Origin of the sequence: Phaeobacter sp. CECT 5382 (genome assembly GCF_001457775.1) — a bacterium.
Classification (GTDB): Bacteria; Pseudomonadota; Alphaproteobacteria; order Rhodobacterales; family Rhodobacteraceae; genus Pseudophaeobacter.
On sequence record NZ_CYSG01000033.1, the window covers coordinates 1 to 16,728 of the forward strand.

The following is a 16,728-nucleotide window of genomic DNA, read 5'->3' on the forward strand; positions in this document are numbered from 1 at the left end:
TCATCGCGCGATATGCGGATCGTCACCTGATGCGGTTCTTCCGGGGGGATGCTGCGTTCGCCATCCCGGAGCTATACAAAACTCTGGAACTGGAAAACTATTTCTACGCCATCCGCCTTCGGGCCAATCGCGTTCTTCAGGGCAAGATTGCGCATCTGCTCAAGCGCCCTGTGGGTCGTCCGCCAAAAGGCGTGAAGCGCATCTACGGCGACTTCCAATATCAGGCGGCATCTTGGGACAAACCTCGTCGTGTCATCGCCAAGGTGGAATGGCATCCCAGCGAGTTGTTCCCGCGCGTGGGCTTCGTGGTCACCAACATGCCGATGGAACCCGACTGGATCATCCGCTTCTACAACCAACGCGGCACCGCCGAGCAATACATCAAGGAAGGCAAGCAGGCGATCAACTGGACCCGTTTGTCCTGCAAAGGCATGGCGCAGAACGAGGTGCGGCTGCAACTCCATGCACTGGCTTACAATATCGGTGCCTTCCTACAGGGCACTGATCTACCTGATGAGATAGCCGACTGGTCACTGACAAGCCTGCAGACGCGATTGATCAAGATTGGTGCGAGGGTTGTGCGTCACGCCCGTGCAATCACCTTCCAACTGGCCGAGGTGGCTGTCAGCGGCGATCTGTTCAACCGCATCCTTGCGGCCATACATCGGCTGCGCGCACCGCCGGTTCCCTAATGACAACATCGTTAATCATAAAACCTGAACAAAAGCGGCTCAACCGGTCTATCCATACGGGGGTCGGTCAGACCAATATCCGGATCAACCTCGCCCCCGAGACCGGAAATCGGGCGCAGTTCGCGCGTCAGATGCCCGAACAACGGCACCATGGGTGCAAGAGGCTTGATAGGAGCGCAGAACAGCGGCAAGGTGGGCGGGAGGACGTTCTACTTGGGGAATGTCAGTTTATCCAACAAGTCCCGCCTTATGAGCTTCCCCACGCCCGCATCAAACAAAACACTGTCTGGCAAAACCACGGCTGCTCGGCCATTTTTATCAAGGCTCATGTAGATGTGCTGAAGGAACAAGAGTTGCTTGTTAGCGTTTGGATAAGGTAAATCTTCTCGTGCATCACGCCTGCTGCCAGCTTTGCTTCCGAACGGTGGGTTGGCTAGTATCAAATCAGCTTGTGTTAGACCTTTGGCATCATCTGTTAGCGCGTCGCCATAAATGATCTCGGCATCAAGCTCATTTAGAAATGTGTTCATCAAGCAAATTCGCCGTGTGTTTTTCTCGATTTCCGTACCTTGATATTTGGGGGGGGTCTTCGAATAGGTAATCGCCGAACAATTCGAGCGCACGAACCGGTCTGCTGCAACAAGAAAGCCTCCGCTTCCAACGGCGGGATCTTGAATTCTTTCCCCCACTTTCGGTTTCATGACACGAACAATTGAATTCACAACTGCACGAGGCGTGAAGTACTGACCTGCGCCAGAGCGAACATCTTGAGATATTCTCTCAACTAGTCCTTCATAGATTTCACCGAACCGATCACCACTTACATCGTTCCAGGCAATGTCATCAATTCCATCAATGACTGCACGCAAATTTTCAGAATGGGAGAAAACTGTAGTTGGAAATGTATAGATAGAACGAATAGTTTCGGTTTTTGCGCTTGTGCCAAGCTGGGTCAGCGCCAATTGGTAGAACTCAAGTAGGTCATCATCTTGGTGTTCAACAAGGTCACTCCAACGACAGCCGGATGGTATCAGCCGCTCGACTCCATTCTCTTTCGCGATTTTCAAAAAGAGTAGATAGGTCAGTTCCGTAACATATTGATGGTAGCTAACACCATCGCCGCGGAGGATGTGGCATAGCTCCCAGACCTTTTGAACGACGTTTTCATGCCCTGATTTGTGGTAAGTCATTGTTTTTAGGTCTTTTCAAGCAATTTTGTCATCATTGACAGATTGGCGGTTTCTTCATGCGATCTCAATAGGCAATATATGTCGTGGTCGGCACTTGCGATCAGCCCATTCGAGTGAATAGTACGAGAGCTCCAACCATGCAAACGCGCAGCGAGACCATGCAGCTCAAACGAATGTTCCGACCGCAGTCCGTGAGTTCACCATGCCAGAGATTTTGCGGGTGCAGCGAACGACAGGTTTAACGGGCCGCACCGCAGCATCCCTAACTGGCGGCCAAGGTCGGCTTTGGGCCGTGAGTGACGTCGGCTGGACGAGCTTGACCCTAGGATGCTGCGCCGCCTCCGAGGTCCGCAAGGAGCCCATATTGCCCCAAATTGCACACATCCCAAATGGCGGCTTATTGACCTGGAAGGTTCATCCATCCCTGCTAGCCCCTTACTCTTTGAAATGACTGCCAACTATGAGACAATAGTACTCGCTTAACGAAACAAATTTTCAGCTGCATATTACCGCTGATTGGTTCGAATTCTTAACAACGCATTTATTTGGAATGGGGGAAAACATGACGAGTACGAAGAGGTTTCGCCAAGCGGTCGTTATAGTCCATGGAATGGGTGAGCAAAGGCCGCTCGATATGTTGAACCGATTTATCGATGCCGCCATTCCCGGTACGACCGCCATCAATGAAAAACAAGAACTTCCCGTCTATTACTCACGTCCAGCAACTGAGAGCGAAAGCTACGAGGCCAGATCATATTTGGCGCGTGAGACATTAGAATATCCACAAACCGAGTTCTTTGAATATCACTGGTCCCACATGATGCAGGGTAACAAGCTATCAGATATATGGGACACATTTCAGAGGTTGTTGTTTACACCGATCTGGAATGTACCGTCCGGGCTTCGGGTCATTTGGTTGGCCTTTTGGGCTCTGATACTTTGGTTTCTTTGGTACATCGCAGACGGCACTATGACTTGGGATAGCCTTAGTGTTGAGAAGATTGCCTCCATGATTGCTGGCGGAGGGGCACTGGCCGGTCTGCTCAGCTGGGCACTGACCAAATTCCTTCCAGGCAAAATCACCGCCAGTTTCGTTGATGTGGTCCGCTATCTGGATACATCGCCCCGGTCTTACGCTGTGAGAAAGAACATCCGCAGAGGGATGATCGACTTCCTTGAAAGCCTGCACACCTCCGGCCGCTATGAGCGGATTATAGTCGTTGCACATAGTCTTGGGGCGTATATCGCCTATGACGGGATCAGCTATCTTTGGACCAAAATGAACCAGGATCACGTTCTGCCGCTCGCGGCTGGTCAGGAGGATAGACGGAAGAAGGAGCTCGACCCTGATGTTCTTGCTAGATTTGAGAGTGCGGCGACTGAGCTCAAGGACGGCAAGACCAACGATCCTGAGGCATACCGGGCTCTTCAGCGGGAGCTGTGGGCTGCCCATCGTGCAGCTGGTAATTCTTGGTTGATCACAGACTTTGTAACGGCTGGGACCCCGATGTATATGGCCGACAAGCTTCTCACCAAGGATGAAGACGAATTTCGTGTCCGGCAGACGCGCAGGGATATCGCTTCATGTCCGCCGTTTCCAGACCTGCCCGGAAAGAAGAAAAAGGGGATATTCAGCTATCCCTACAAAGGTGGTGATGTACTCTATCATGCTGCGCCGTTTGCCGTTGTCCGCTGGAGCAACATGTGGTTTCCCGCTCATCTGGGTTTCTTTGGAGATTGGTTTGGCGGACCTCTTGCTCGGCTGTTTGGGACAGGTATCAAGGACTATCCTTTGATGGGCAATGATTGGAAGCGATTTTTACCGGCTTGGGCTCATACCCTTTATTTCACCTATCCCGAGGATGAGAGCGAAGGGTCTGCGACCGGTGTCTTGCACGACTTCATGGAACTTGACCCTCAAGCATGGTGGCCAAATGGTGCGCGCGCTAAGCCTGCTGGAGATCCAGACGTAAAGGGAGTTGAGAGCGATGAGTGATCAGGATATTTTGGAGGTCAGCGAGCTCGTTGAGGAACATGACAATCGCAATGAGGATGATGAAGACGATTATTACTCAATCGCACTATACAGACATAGCGATGGCCGAATGTTTCGCTATGTGGCGGCCTCCGGTATGAATTCGGTCTTTGGCGGCGCACAGGGCTTCATCGATCAATGGCTTGCAGAAAGAGAAGTGGCGTCCTGGATTGTTGTCGGATAGAGCTTAATTTCCCAATCTCTGGTTTTCAAAGTATCGGATCATGCCAGCGTATTCGCTTGTTGGTAGTAGTGACTCATCGATAAATGCTTTCGCATCATCTCGTGTCTCCTGATCTGCTCCCTGATCAAGCATAACCTTCAAAAAGAAATTATAGTTCCGCCATTGGTTAAATCTGCGGCGCTTTAGCTGTGGTCGATTGAGGCCATAGAGCCGTTCGCAAGCATCGACGACATCAGCCGCATCAGGATGGTTTGGGTTTGGGATAAGTTCTACCTGTTTTGCACCCCTCAAGACATCCCAAGAAAAGAGGTCTTCCGGGCTATCAATATAGGGGTTCGGGATGAGCGGCGCTTCCAGACGATGGGCATCCTCAAAGTCTGCGATTGCTTGAGCGTCCAGCGGATCAGGCGCAAATTTTCTGGCCAATGAGGCGATCCGGGCATCAGTTGTGTTAGACCTGATCACAGGCCCCCGCATTTTTGGTCCAGAAAACTCAAAGGCGTTGCTCTTGAACTGTTGATTGCAGATTGAACAGGACGCGAGATAGTTGTCGTAGACATAGGCCAGCCACCAATAGATGGATTTAGGGCGATAATGCTCGACATCGCCGAAGGCGACGGCTGTGGTGTGAGACTCGCAGTAGGCACATTTGTCGTTTGTTTCGACAAGAAGCTGTTTTTTTGTCTTTGACCATTTGGAGTTGATTTTAAGCTTTGGATCCTCACCGGCAACGAGCTTGGCGCGACGCGTCTCCATAAGTTCAACGAGGCGTTCAATGGGCTTATTGCCTCTGAAACTGGGAATAACATCGCCCTGTTGTCGTGATCTTTGCAGGCTAATCATTGCTTTGTCGCCTGTCGGCTAACGATTTTCTGCATGAGGGCGCGCTGTCTGTCACTCAGCACAATGTCCTCAGATGGATCTTCAGGCACCGCGCCGATCACATCGCTTAACTGCTCCATCTCTGCCAGGTCTTTTTTGGTTTTCTTCTTCTTTTTGTGAAGTTTGCGATAGCGGGCACGATGGGATTCAATTTCGACAGATTCATCTGAAATGTGCCCGAAGGCTTCTGTTACGATCAGCTGGTTGAGAAGCAGTTTTCCCGGATCGCCTTCAAAGGGGACGATTTCAGGTCTGGATTTGTCGCGGCGGATACAATAGAACAAAGAATTTTCTGGGGTTTGCTGCGCGGTGACAACGGAATGCGTCGTTACGATCAGCTGCATATTGGGCAGTTGCTTTTCCAGAAATTCGAGAAGCGTTCGTTGCCATTTTGGATGTAGATGAAGATCGACCTCATCTATTATGAGAAGCCCTCTGGCATGGAGGGGGTTCTTGTAGTCGTCGAAAATTTCGGTGATCTGATAGAGCAAATCGCCGACCCAGGCGGCCACATTTTGGTAACCATCACTGAGATGCTCAAGGGGCACCAAACCATCGTCTGTTTCAAAGAGAAGGCTGCGCCCATCTTTGTCGATTTCAGAAAATGTAAGTTCCGGTAGAAAGTCGCTCAAAACCTTGCGCACGATGCTCATTTGCAATCCACCCGAGCGATAGTCGAGGTCCATGGCCCATTGTTCCAATGGGTTGAGTTGCGCATTGCGGTCAAAGAGCGATGACATGGATCGTGCGCGTGGATGTTTCTGTGGTGATCTAGAGCTGAAGCTTTGTTCAGACCCAAGGCGACGCGCGGCCCCGTAGGCAAATACAGGGTAGCTGCGATTGGTGTGTTCTAGAGCTTCATTCAGGGGTTGCAAGGTTTCCTGTGAGCCGCTGAGAAACCTGGACACGCCCTTTCCTCGGACAAAATCGAGTTTGAGCTCTCTAACTTTGCCGTCTTTGGTTTCAATGGTGCCTACAATTGAACCTTTGTTTGCTTCTTTGCGAAGCAAGTCATCAGGCTGGCGTACCAACTCGACAAGTGCGTCAGATCCGGCCATCAGAAGCGCGATCGACTTGAGGATTGTGGATTTCCCTGTCCCGTTCTCACCAAGCAAGACGGTCCACTTTCGGTTGTTTCCACCTTTGAGATCAAAGTCGATCTCCACATCTTTGAAACACTTGATATTCTTGAGACGTATCGATTTCAGATACATGATACTACTTTCGTTACTTTGCGCGCGCCATAAGCCTTTTTGCCAGTATGCGTTTTTTCCCAAAATACGCAATTGCTCGCATTTTCGCCTGCCCAACGTAGTTACCTGTCCCAGCTCTCATCTGTAACGCGAAGTGGCAACGCTGTGCATGTAAACAGGATTCATAACAAAGATGCCCTTGGTGCTACCACCTCGAACGGTAGCTCAGCCCGCCTTGTTACAGTTCGACAATCCATTGGTTTCGCGCCCGCGGCGAATGTCGGGAATGCGGGTTGCGACCGCAGCATCCGAACACGGTTCTGAGAGTCCGCTAAGGGCCGTCACTTCCGGGCAGTCATACTGCCATGCGATGCGATTCCTATTTTCAGCTTGGATGCCGAGCTTGGACAAGTTCCTCCACGCCTTCGGCACTCTTGCACCAGAATTCGACGGCCCTCTTAAACTCTGCCGCATAAAACTCTGAGCGCTCGGGTTCCGACGAGTCGCCATCGAAGCGTCCAACATGCTGCGCGCAGTCAAAAAATCCCGGCGCGGGCAAGCCACCCCGTGCTTTGCTGACCACGAGCGCTGCGATCAACGGGCGGACTGTGGCGGCATCCTCCTCAATCAGGCATTCCAGCGCGGCCGTGAGTTGGTGGATCGTATTTGGCGGCAAGAGCTCCAACTCCGTGGCAAGAGCTTGGTAGGTGATGGGAAGGGCATGCCCCACCTTTTGGCAAAGATGAGCCCGAACCCGTATCGCCAATGTGTTGGCCGGGCCGGTAGCCTCGCTCAAAGTAGAGTCAACAAGTGGCACTTCATTGCTCCTAACTCCATCGCTTTGCCTCAAAGCTTCCTGCGGGAGGCCGCTGGATGCCATGATCAATACCTTAAGCCCTCCCGTTACCGCACCTTTGCCCAAAAGGAAGATTTGCGATCATGGTGATCTTGCAGCGTTTTGACGTAAGTATCGTGGTTGGGGAATGCGCCATAATCCAGGATTTCCGCATCAAGCAGAGCGCAATCCGCCAAGTGCTCAGCGGCGTGGCCGTAGTGTTTGGATCGGCCTTGCTCCAGCGTATAGTCGATCATTGCCCGCCATAGCAGCACAGCCGCGCGCGGATGTCTTGATCGCAGTGTCTCAGCTGCTGAGGATAGCAGCATGTAATGATTGCCATCAATTTCACTGGCGCGATCTTCTATCAATTGGGCTGCTGTCAAAGGATCGGGCCAATTGACACAAAAACCCAGCGCTACTGAGAAGTCAGGGAACGCCAAAACAAGCGTCTTGGCCAGGTCTTCAGCTTCGACATCCTCAAAATCCGGCAGGGCTGTGAGATAGTCCCGCAGATGCTGCGTGCTCAAGGTCGAAGAGAAACAGGCCCAGCGGTGTTTTTGGGCTTCTTGGGGTCGCCCAAGCGCGGCTAGGCTTGCGATATAGGCGTCGTCCCACGCCTCTTGTCCGAAGCTGCCCTCCTCCTGATCAGCCGCAAGCAACAGATCCAGAGCAGCCGCCGCCTGATCGTCAGAAAGCAACAATCCTGCGACCTCAGCTGAGATATCTTTCCGCTTCAAATCCTCTTCAGTGTACTGATCAATATAGGCACTTGTGTCGCCTGCCGTTGCTGCGATTTCCTGAAGGCACCATTTGACGAACCGCGATTTGCGATCAGCCGCATAAGTGTCGCCCCCTCGCAGTTGACGCAAAAACTGGATCGCTTCGTGGTCTGCCGGATCTTCTTCAATAGGTGCTGCGGCATAGACCTCAACGTCAGCCTTTAGCCGGGCAAGGCCAGAGGCCCCAAGCGTTGGGGCCATGAGAGGGATGATGCCATCCCATTCCCCGTACCCGTTGTCCTGCACGACGGTCCATACACGTTCGGCCAGAACAACAGGGTCAATGAGCGCGTGCGGCGCAATATCTTCAAAGTGTTTGGTTGCCGCCCGAAAGACATTTCCCACGTCGCCCCTGCTGTCATCGACACGTTCGTAAACGGAGGGAGCTGGCTCAATAAACTGCCACAACAAATCAAAAGCCGTGGCCGGATCCTCTGGAGCGATCTTTTCGACGATCATGGTGACTTGCGTATCGAGATCTTTAATCAGTGTCTTACGCTTGCGCCAACTTACAAAACTGGTTGATTTTCGAAGCGATAAAAGCCGTTTGCGCACCTCTCGGGCCAACTCTGATGCGCCAAGGCTATGGGACAGCTCCAACCGCAGACGTCGTTTGATCTCGGCACTGCCAGTGCTGACCTCCATTAGCAATGCTGCCAGTTTATCAGCACCCAGGGCTTCAAGGTTAGTTTGATTCAAGGTCTTCTTCGACATGGTTTGTTTTTGGCATCTTGGACGCACAAAGGGAAGCAAGCCTTTTCATGACCCAGAGACGAACGATGTCAATCCGGTCTCAAACCATTCGGAACGGGCCAAACCAGAAGGACAGCATCGGACAATACAATATGGTGAGGTACATGTGCAGCACACAAAAGCTGTGCTTGGCATTGAGAACAACCGACTTACGCCATATCAAATCCTCAACTGCAAGCGGAGCAGGGAATTCAACGCAATGTGGACTGCCCAGGCATGAGCGAACAAGAAGACCGTTTACAAATCACATTAGACGCAGCGGTTGAACGCTATGATGAACGAGTCTCTGTGCCATTTGCAGCATCACCAGCCTTACGCGTCATTCCAAGCGATACGTTCTATGCCCATGTCTTCCCACTTGGAGAAGGCCTAGGCATCGACACCTGTACTGGCACGGCGGATCAAATTTCTAAGGCTTGGAAGAGGGCACTTGAGCTCTCCGCCAATTTGCCCCCAGAGCACCAGATTGAGCTCCTAGGCCATCCTGACCACGCAGCAGACATGTCGCTGCGCTGGCTGATGCAGCACGAGCTGAACCACTTCGCCATCGGGCACTTTAAAATCACGGGCTCTGCGGGCTTGTTGGAAGCAGGAGCCCCCATAGGTTTCGGGATTGCCACACAGGGAGCCGCGCCTCCAGAGCTACCCGTTGAGAGTTTTCTGGCTGAAGATGAAGAACACTGGTTATCCTATTGCCTGGAACTGCAGGCCGACCAGGACGCCACTGAGATCTTCCTCGGGGCCTATTCAGCTGAGAATTGGAAGCTGTTCAGGTACTACGCCACCTCTGTTTTGATGGTGATCCTGATCATCGAACGGGAAGAACGCGGCAAAGAGACAAGCCGAACCCACCCCTTTGCCGAGACCCGGCTGTTCATGCTGCTGGCCTACCTGACAGAGCAGCCGTTCATTCCCGCCTACAAGCGTGCTGAACGCGAGGGACTGGACTATGTCCCAGAAGAGTATCTGCCATCTGACAGTGAGATCTCCGACTTTCATGCAGCTGTTGTTGAGCCTGTCTTTGCTTCCTCGCAAATCCTGGCCGAAGCTGTCGGCTTGAAAGACTTCTGGCAAGACCTTGGCGGGTCCGATGCCTTCTTTGCCGACATTGAGACGGTTCTGTCCCAAGGCCACCAGCCGCCGGAGCATTTCCGCACTAAGGGGGCCAAACAATGGTCGGCGCTGAAGCCAACAAACGACAAGATCCTGCGCGCGCTTGGGTTTTGATTTGCCCGCGCAGATCTGCTCACAAGATGAACAACGTCAAATCACATAGGTTCTTGCCTGATACACAAGCAGGGGCGTAGTCTTTGCCAGCTTTGCGATGCTTTTCCGATCAACTGGCAGCTTGCCGCCTTCGCGGACAACAAAGATAAAGCGGTGTGGGCCACTGTCGTGATGCTCATAAAGCTGCATGGCCTTTCCATTGCCAGTCCTCGGCAGCTGGTTTTTGCCCAGCCTCAGATCCGCTTTCAGGCTCTCTGGGGTTTCGCCAAGCGGAAGAGGGTGCCAGGTACCTCCGCACTCCTCAAAGGCCACGACCTGCCCCAGACTGTCCGCAACCAATTCAAAGCCATAGACCTGACCCAAACGCAGTGTAACACCGCCCATCTCTTCCGGCGGCAAACGGCTGGCAACGCCAAAGCCTAGCCGGTCCACAACGGCCAAGCCGTCTTGGAAGACCGCATTTTCCAGAAACTGATCCCAATCATTCTTCCTGGGCACTTGGAACAACTCCGGTTCTTGCTCCTGCGCCCACTCAAAATGATTGCGTCCGATCCACTCATGGATCTTGTGCGACCGCTCCTTTGCAATCTTTCCCTTTTCAAAATTTCGGTGTGGGTCTTCCGCCTTGGAGATCGCCTGCTCCTGCGCCTCTTCAAGCAAGACATCAAAGTGGACATCCAGCTTCTTGGACAGTTGTACCATCAAACGAAAGAGCACCTTGGTCGGCGTGACCCGGTCCTGAACCGAAGCATTCTTCCAATCAACTTCATGGAATTCTGACATACAAAAATACCCGTAATTACCCGCGCTCTACCAGCAGCCTAGTCCCTAAATGACGGCTAAGCTTCTGCCTACGTATGTGCTCAATTGCGATTTTGCTACCGATTTCAGGATACTGGCGCTATGTTGTTCCGCTTATGTTCCAGATCTATGCAAAGCGCAAAGGAGAACGACAACAAGTAGCCCCGGCAAATTGCCTGTGGGCAGAAAGGAAAAATCCGTTGACCAACAAGGCCAACCCACGAGAGACTCGAATGAGCGCACCCCCAGCAGTGGTCGATGATCGACTGCTGGATCTGGTGCGTTTCCTCGCGCGGGCAGCGGCGGAAGCGGATTTTGCAGAGCATCTCAAAACAGACAGCACGGCGCGTGATGAACCAAACAGCCTAGATAAAGGACACGCACCATGACCACGACAGAGACAAGCAGTACAGCCAAAAGAGTGGCTATCTACGCCAGATACTCCTCCGACCTACAGACGGATAAATCCATCGAAGACCAGATCCGCGTCTGCCAACAACGCGCCGAGGCCGAAGGCTGGACAGTTGTAGAATGCTACACCGATCATGCGATCTCAGGAGAGAGCCTATTCCGTCCCGGTATTCAGGCGCTGATGGCAGCCGCTCCGACTGGCCACTTTGATATTGTGTTGTCCGAAGCCCTTGATCGCGTAAGCCGCGATCTGGAAGGCGCAGCCAAAGTGTTCAAGCACCTACGGTTCAACGACCAACAGATGTTCACCCTCTCTGAGGGGTTCATCAACGAGCTGCACATCGGGTTCAGCGGCACTATGGGGGCCATGTTCCTCAAGGAGCTGGCCAACAAAACCCGCCGAGGTCTGCAGGGCCGCGCGCTCAAAGGCAAAAGCGCAGGGGGCATTGTCTTTGGCTATGACATCTCCCATGAGGTTGGCCCAGACGGCATGATCGAGCGCGGTGGGCGCAAAATCAACGAAGCACAGGCCAAAGTGGTCCAACGCATCTTCAACGCCTATGTGACCGGTACCTCCCCCGCCGCCCTGGCCAAGCAACTGAACGCTGAGAAGGTCCCTGCCCCCAACGGAGGCACCTGGGGCCCAAGCACGATCTATGGCAATCGAGAACGCGGCACAAGCATCCTGAACAACGAACTCTACATCGGTCGCCAAATATGGAACCGCCTGCGCTACGTCAAGAACCCGGCAACTGGTAAGCGCGTTTCGCGCCTGAACCCTGAAGATAAGTGGGTGATCACCGATGTGCCGGATCTGCGCGTCATCGATCAGGACCTCTGGGACAAGGTCAAAGCCCAGCAAGGTGTCTACAACAAGAAAGACAAACCTCTGCACGCGCGCAACCGCCCGACCTACCTGCTGTCACATCTCGTAAAATGTGGTTGCTGTGGCGGTGGCTTTGCAATGCACAACCAAACGCGCCTCGCGTGCTCAACCGCCAAAAACAAAGGCACCTGCAACAATGGCCTCAGCATCAAACGAGAAGATCTGGAACAGACGGTTCTGAACGCCCTCAACAAGAACCTGATGGATGAACGTCTGGTGGCGGCCTTCTGTGCGGAATACACCAAGCGGATGAATGCCCTGCGCAGCCAGCACAACGCCTCACGCAATGACTTCATCAAGGAACAGCGCAAGCTGACCCGCGAGAAGCAAAAGATCGTACAGTCCATCTGCGATGGTGTGCCAGCTGAGATGATCAAGGACCGCGCTGTCATCGTGAACAACCGCCTCAATGAGTTGGAACAGCTGCTGTCCACCCAGGAAGAAGAGAAGGTGATCTTCCACCCCAATATGGCGGAGCGCTACCACAAGGAAGTGCGCGGCCTGATGGAGACCATGAACACCCCAGACACACGTGCCGAAGCATCACAGCATCTGCGCGCAATGATCGACCAAATAGTCCTCACCCCCAACGAGACGGGTGAAGAATTGACTGTTGATCTGATTGGCGACCTGGCAGGCATTCTGTCGGTTGCAACTTCATCGGAAAGCGTCCGCGTTGCAGCGGAGCTTTCTAAACTTCAACAAGTGCATCAGGAGCTTAGCGGTAGAACGACAAAAGCCCCCGAAGGGGCTTTGTCGGTGGCGTCTACTTTACAAGTAGAGCTGGTTGCGGGAGTAGGATTTGAACCTACGACCTTCAGGTTATGAGCCTCATTGTCGCACCTTTGCGCATTATTGCTAAACGCATTTCTATTGTTATTTTACAGTATTTTACGAGACCACATCCAGCTTCCGCCTTTGTTCAGGATTGTTCATATTTGCTCCACACTGTAGCACCGGTGTAGCACCCGACATTTTTCATAGCACCAAAACGATTAGGAAAGCCCGTGGCCAGCCACCGACTAAACTTCACCAAAGCCGCCCTTCTCAAAGCTCCCAACGCCAACAAGGGATCGCGAGATTACTATTACGACGAACGCGAGGCGGGGCTGATGATGGCTGTGACCGCAGCGGGGTCAAAAAGCTTTTACCTTTACAAACGCATTGAAGGACGCCCGGAACGGCTCTTGCTTGGCAAATTTCCTGACATGACGATAGAGCAAGCCCGCAAAGCCGCGACCAAAGCCAAAGGTGGTATTGCGGCAGGGGCAAACCCACAGAAGGAAAAGAAGTCCATTCGCGACGAGATGACCTTTGGCGCGCTCTTTTTTGAATACATGGACAAGTATTCCAAGGTTCACAAAAAGTCGTGGAAGTATGACGAGCGAGAAGTGAACAAATACCTGCCACATTGGTTCCGGCGCAAAATCTCATCTATTGATCGGGCAGAGGTGGAACGGCTTCATGCCAAGATCGGCAAGGACAACGGGGTTTATCAGGCAAACCGCCTACTGGAACGCATCCGATCTATCTTCAACAAGGCGGTTGAGTGGGGCTGGAAGGGTACCAATCCGGCTGTTGGGATCAAGAAATATCGTGAACAAAGCCGTGACAGGTTTTTGCAGCCCGATGAACTGCCCCGTTTTTTTGAAGCCTTGGCCAATGAACCCAACGAAGCCGCGCGGGATTTCTTCATGATTTCTCTGCTGACCGGCGCGCGAAAAGCCAACACTTTGGCAATGATGTGGAAAGAGATCAATTTTGAAGCCGCGACTTGGCGCATTGAAGAAACCAAAAATGCCGATCCTTTGACAGTTCACCTACCCCAACAAGCTATAGACCTATTGGTTGCGCGCAAGCTGAAGTCAGGCAGCCCCTTTGTATTTGAAGGCACCGGCCTGAGCGGTCATCTAGCAGATCCAAAGAAGGCTTGGGGGCGCATCTTGAGTGAGGCGGGTATAGAAAACCTGCGCATTCACGACTTGCGCAGAACTTTGGGTAGCTATCAGGCGGCTACTGGGGCCAACGGCTACATCATCGGAAAATCTCTCGGGCATCGCTCACAACAATCCACAGCGATCTATGCACGGTTGAACCTTGATCCGGTCAGAGAGAGCGTCGACAAGGCGACGGAGTTAATGTTTTCGAAGGTCACCTGATCTTTCCAAGCCACTCCAATGGCGGCAATGCGCAGATAACGACCTTTGTAAAGTCGAGTGCCCTGTCCTGATCCTGACTGTTGGTCAGTGACATCAGAGCCTATCCAAACCAGTCACTCAAAATGTCCAATTTGAAAACTTATCGAACGAGAGACTGCATTGCGGATCTTGTTACATACTCAAATCCGCATCCCGACCAAGCCAGCAGTGCTTAACCCCACATGAATATGTGATGGCCGCTTTCGGGCTGGTCATTGTTTGCACAAAATCGGGCTCAGGCCTTCCAGTAAGATTGACAGTCCCTTCAAAGCACATGGGCTTCCAAACAAGAATGATCGCATCCCAAAGATAGTGATTCGCGAATGTGAAGTTCAACCGGGGGGGGGTGCGTGAAGCGTCATAAGAATTTTGACTTCAGAGTTTTGCACCCAAAAAGCAACCAGGAAACAACCAACGAGAGAACCGATTTCAGTTAATCTTTTTTCAACTCGGTAGCGGCACGATTTACAAAATTAATATTTTCAACATCTTACCCTATCGCCCCCCCCCCCTACAGCCCATTAGGCAGGATCCAAAATGACGCAACATGATCGCAACTTGGTCACGATTCCTTCCTCTTTTTTCTCCCCTTTTTTTTTTTCTTTAGTCGTCGGAGCGAGGAAAAATGAACGCGGATTGATCCAGGCTGGGAACGAAGTTTTCCGCAGAGTTTCTCACTATGACTGGCAGGAACTACTTGGATCCCCCCATAAAATTGTTCGCCATGCTGACATGCCCAGGGGAGTGTTTCAGCTTTTCTGGGACACAATTCAACAAGGTCAACACATTGGCGCTTACGTGAAGAACAAATCAAAGGACGGCCTATCATATTGGGTCTATGCTGTCGTGATCCCATCCGAAGGGGGGTTTCTTTCGGTTCGTATTAAGCCCACTAGTGAACTTTTTGAAAAAGTAAAACAAGCATATTCTGAGCTACTAGCCGCCGAGTCCCTGAACGATTTGTCCCCTGAAGAAAGCCGAGCCCTGTTGATGACATGGGTGATTGAGCAAGGATTTGATGGGTATGATCACTTCGCAACATTTGCGCTGCAGGAAGAAATGAGAACTCGGAATGCAGGCTTGGGTCGAGAACACAAAGAGATCAGCACCAACCTAAAGGACGCTTTTGACGACGCAACCTCCCTTGCAAGCGAGACCAGCGGTTTGGTCAGCGACTTTTCTGCGATGCGCACAATTCCTCATAACCTACGTGTTATTGCCTCGAGGATAGAGCCTGCAGGTGGACCAGTGACGGTTTTGTCTCAAAACTATGGGTCAATGTCACGTAACATGTCCGATTGGTTTGAAGCGAACGTCATTGGTCCAGATAGCAATTTTTCCAAGCTGAAGGAGCTCGTAAACACCAGTGGCTTTGTCCAGGGAATGGTTAGAGTTCTCGTGGAATGTGATCAACAATTTCAAAATGAAGACCGAGCAAGTTCAGGAATTGAAATAGAAGCGGAAATTGAAATCCTGTCAAACCTCTCCCAAAAACAGATGGAATTGTCGAACGTCGGCCTTCAAGAAGTTCATCACGAGGCATCTCGGATTACTAGTGCCTGCCAAACTATGCAACGGCACTTCCTAGGACTGAGTTCAACGCGAGTATTGTGCAAAATCGAAAGCGCACGTTTACCAGAATCCGGAGAAACTCTTTCCGAAATAATTGACCAATTAGGTACGTTTCAAGAGAGAATTATGAAGCGTTTGGAAAAAATAGTCGCATTATGCGAGCGGATAAAAACTGAAACATCATAAAACACAGAACTCACCACCAGTGCAAGAATGCAGACCAATCTTGCACTGATGGGATGTGCCTCAAAATGATGCAGAAAATTGTGGCCCGCGCGCTCACTGCCTTTCCAAATACATCGCGACTCACAAGTTTAATTTGAAGGAAATTCTAAATACATCGTGAGCTGATGGTTGGCAATTTTAACCTTTTAAAAACGAGCGCTGGGCAAATTAACGGGAGCAGTCGTGGCTTTATATTTGGGGCATAGTGTGTTGGTTGTTTCAAAATTTTTGAAAAAATTGTTTTACGTTCCTGAAGACAATCCAGATCTAGCTATTGCACAAGTCAAGATGTTCTCTCGTCAAATCCCGCTCATGTATGGGATGGTGATAGTTAACACGTTGGCCCTTGCGTACTCCTATCTAGGGGCCGCACCAGACTGGCTCAGCATTTATGTTCCTGTTCTTCTTGTGTCAATCTCAGCGTTCAGAACTCTATCTTATTGGCACGCTGGAAAGCAGGAAATTTCAGCCGGAATCGCGAGTCGAAAACTTCGGCAAACAATCATTTTTGCAGGCCTTCTGGGTACTTTTTTTTCATCATGGGCCTTGGCACTGTTCAAATATGGTGATCCATATTCACAGGGCCACGTTGCGTTCTTCTCAGGCGTGACCAGTTTAGGAATTGTGGTGTGCTTGATGCACCTCAGAGTCGCAGCAATTGTACTTGCTGTGACCACTGTCGGCCCTACCTCACTTTTTCTACTAATTGCGGGGGGGCAAGAGCACACAGCAGTTGGCCTAAACCTTATGATCGTAACAGTGGCAGTTCTCTACGTTTTATCAAACCACTCCCGCAACTTCATTGAACCCGCATTTCCCAAGTAACTTGACGTTTTCGCGCCTCCAACGGCCACTAATGTGT

16 protein-coding genes are annotated in these 16,728 nt (G+C 51.7%); 9 read left to right on the plus strand and 7 right to left on the minus strand.

Features of this window, described 5'->3' with window-relative positions:
• A partial coding sequence (locus PH5382_RS18780) for an IS1380 family transposase (protein ID WP_156414925.1) occupies positions 1-692 on the plus strand: 692 nt, incomplete at its 5' end.
• A gap of 11 nt (positions 693-703) precedes the next feature.
• On the opposite strand, the gene PH5382_RS19865 is transcribed toward PH5382_RS18780, so the two are convergent.
• On the minus strand, positions 704-844 hold the full coding sequence (locus PH5382_RS19865) for a hypothetical protein (protein WP_156414924.1): 141 nt from the start codon (positions 842-844) through the stop codon (positions 704-706).
• Positions 845-901: 57 nt separating this feature from the next.
• Entirely contained in the window at positions 902-1,882 is a 981-nt protein-coding gene (locus tag PH5382_RS18785; protein WP_082645766.1) for a class I SAM-dependent DNA methyltransferase, read from the minus strand.
• A 610-nt stretch (positions 1,883-2,492) separates the two neighbouring features.
• Between PH5382_RS18785 and PH5382_RS18790 the strand changes: the two genes are divergently transcribed.
• Positions 2,493-3,878, plus strand: a complete 1,386-nt coding sequence (locus PH5382_RS18790) for a hypothetical protein (RefSeq protein ID WP_156414973.1) — start codon at positions 2,493-2,495, stop codon at positions 3,876-3,878.
• The gene (locus PH5382_RS18795; protein ID WP_058335922.1) at positions 3,871-4,101 is read left to right on the plus strand and encodes a hypothetical protein; all 231 of its coding nucleotides are present in this window, start codon (positions 3,871-3,873) and stop codon (positions 4,099-4,101) included. Before PH5382_RS18790 ends, PH5382_RS18795 begins: the two co-directional genes overlap by 8 nt.
• A gap of 3 nt (positions 4,102-4,104) precedes the next feature.
• Here PH5382_RS18795 and PH5382_RS18800 read toward each other — a convergent pair whose 3' ends face one another.
• The 4 genes from PH5382_RS18800 to PH5382_RS18815 form a co-directional block, all read right to left on the minus strand.
• A complete protein-coding gene (locus PH5382_RS18800) occupies positions 4,105-4,944 on the minus strand; it encodes an HNH endonuclease family protein (protein ID WP_156414974.1) in 840 nt (279 codons plus the stop codon).
• Positions 4,941-6,197 carry an AAA family ATPase gene (locus PH5382_RS18805; RefSeq protein ID WP_058335924.1) on the minus strand — a complete coding sequence of 419 codons (1,257 nt, stop codon included), beginning with the start codon at positions 6,195-6,197 and terminating at the stop codon, positions 4,941-4,943. Before PH5382_RS18805 ends, PH5382_RS18800 begins: the two co-directional genes overlap by 4 nt.
• A 364-nt stretch (positions 6,198-6,561) precedes the next feature.
• The gene (locus PH5382_RS18810) at positions 6,562-6,993 is read right to left on the minus strand and encodes a hypothetical protein (RefSeq protein ID WP_231751940.1); all 432 of its coding nucleotides are present in this window, start codon (positions 6,991-6,993) and stop codon (positions 6,562-6,564) included.
• 86 nt (positions 6,994-7,079) lie between these two features.
• Complete coding sequence (locus PH5382_RS18815; protein WP_058335925.1) at positions 7,080-8,507, minus strand: DUF6880 family protein; 1,428 nt, start codon at positions 8,505-8,507, stop codon at positions 7,080-7,082.
• Positions 8,508-8,762: 255 nt separating this feature from the next.
• Between PH5382_RS18815 and PH5382_RS18820 the strand changes: the two genes are divergently transcribed.
• A complete protein-coding gene (locus PH5382_RS18820; protein WP_156414975.1) occupies positions 8,763-9,773 on the plus strand; it encodes a hypothetical protein in 1,011 nt (336 codons plus the stop codon).
• Positions 9,774-9,809: 36 nt separating this feature from the next.
• On the opposite strand, the gene PH5382_RS18825 is transcribed toward PH5382_RS18820, so the two are convergent.
• Positions 9,810-10,556, minus strand: coding sequence for a hypothetical protein (locus tag PH5382_RS18825; RefSeq protein ID WP_058335927.1), 747 nt, complete (start codon positions 10,554-10,556; stop codon positions 9,810-9,812).
• Between the two features lie 134 nt (positions 10,557-10,690).
• On the opposite strand from PH5382_RS18825, the gene PH5382_RS19870 reads away from it, so the two are divergent.
• The 5 genes from PH5382_RS19870 (at position 10,691) to PH5382_RS18855 (ending at position 16,691) form a co-directional block, all read left to right on the plus strand.
• Positions 10,691-10,963 (plus strand): hypothetical protein, encoded by a 273-nt coding sequence (locus PH5382_RS19870; RefSeq protein WP_156414976.1) that lies wholly within the window; start codon positions 10,691-10,693, stop codon positions 10,961-10,963.
• Positions 10,960-12,699: a recombinase family protein gene (locus PH5382_RS19595; RefSeq protein ID WP_082645767.1), complete on the plus strand. Its 1,740-nt coding sequence runs from the start codon at positions 10,960-10,962 to the stop codon at positions 12,697-12,699. The genes PH5382_RS19870 and PH5382_RS19595 overlap by 4 nt, the downstream gene beginning before the upstream one ends.
• Positions 12,700-12,878: 179 nt before the next feature.
• A complete protein-coding gene (locus tag PH5382_RS18845) occupies positions 12,879-14,030 on the plus strand; it encodes a tyrosine-type recombinase/integrase (RefSeq protein WP_058335930.1) in 1,152 nt (383 codons plus the stop codon).
• Positions 14,031-14,606: 576 nt separating this feature from the next.
• Positions 14,607-15,827, plus strand: coding sequence for a PAS domain-containing protein (locus PH5382_RS18850; RefSeq protein ID WP_058335931.1), 1,221 nt, complete (start codon positions 14,607-14,609; stop codon positions 15,825-15,827).
• Positions 15,828-16,049: 222 nt separating this feature from the next.
• Positions 16,050-16,691: a hypothetical protein gene (locus PH5382_RS18855; RefSeq protein ID WP_156414977.1), complete on the plus strand. Its 642-nt coding sequence runs from the start codon at positions 16,050-16,052 to the stop codon at positions 16,689-16,691.
• Positions 16,692-16,728 lie beyond the last annotated feature (37 nt).